Origin of the sequence: Pseudomonas sp. MD195_PC81_125, assembly GCF_014060985.1 — a bacterium.
Taxonomy (GTDB): domain Bacteria; phylum Pseudomonadota; class Gammaproteobacteria; order Pseudomonadales; family Pseudomonadaceae; genus Aquipseudomonas; species Aquipseudomonas parakoreensis.
The window spans coordinates 1-653 of record NZ_JABULD010000946.1; the positions used below are offsets into that span (position 1 = coordinate 1).

Below are 653 nucleotides of genomic sequence, written 5' to 3' on the forward strand. Positions count from 1 at the left end.
CTGTTTTCCATGTCGGAAAAGTCGCCAAGTGTCCGTATTCATTGATATTTCCCACCTGATTATCAGATTTTCTGGCGTGGCGGAATTGTCAAAAGCAACCATCCTTTCCCTGCACTTGAAACACTTCGATAAGTTAAGGTCTGCGGAGAAAGAATGGACACTACGAATTTGCAACTCACGGATTACCTGCGGGCGCTTCAGGTGACGTTGAAAAGTCACCATGACGGGTGTCGCATCGTGACGCTTGAGGCGGGGGCGGATACTCAGGAGTTCGACCGGTTTATCGATCGACAATTTCGGCTTCGGCTGCAGCATTACATGCTGACTTCACGGGCGCGGATGCTCGAAACCAGACTGGCGATAAAGTCGCGCAGTACTCACTTTCTGCTGTATCGCCACGATCAACTGCTGGCGGTATTGAGGGCGACTCCGGCACCGTTCGAATGGGTATCGCTGGCGCAGCAACACGTTTCTCCCACGGCGGCGCTGTCGCGCCATGTCGAATTCAGCCGCTTGATCTCCTACACACCCCATCAGCTACCGATCGCGGTCAATGGTCTGTTGGCAGCCGCTACCGAATGGGCCATCAAACGCGGCTATAAGGGCGTGACCGCGTTGTGCAGATCGCAACAGTTGCGCTTTTACCAGCGATT

Annotated in this window: 1 protein-coding gene; it reads left to right on the forward strand. The window is 53.9% G+C overall.

Going from position 1 to position 653, the window contains the following annotated elements:
• Positions 1-153: 153 nt before the first annotated feature.
• Positions 154-653, forward strand: a 500-nt coding sequence (locus tag HT737_RS30510) for a hypothetical protein (protein ID WP_182404681.1), incomplete at its 3' end; no start/stop codon positions are given.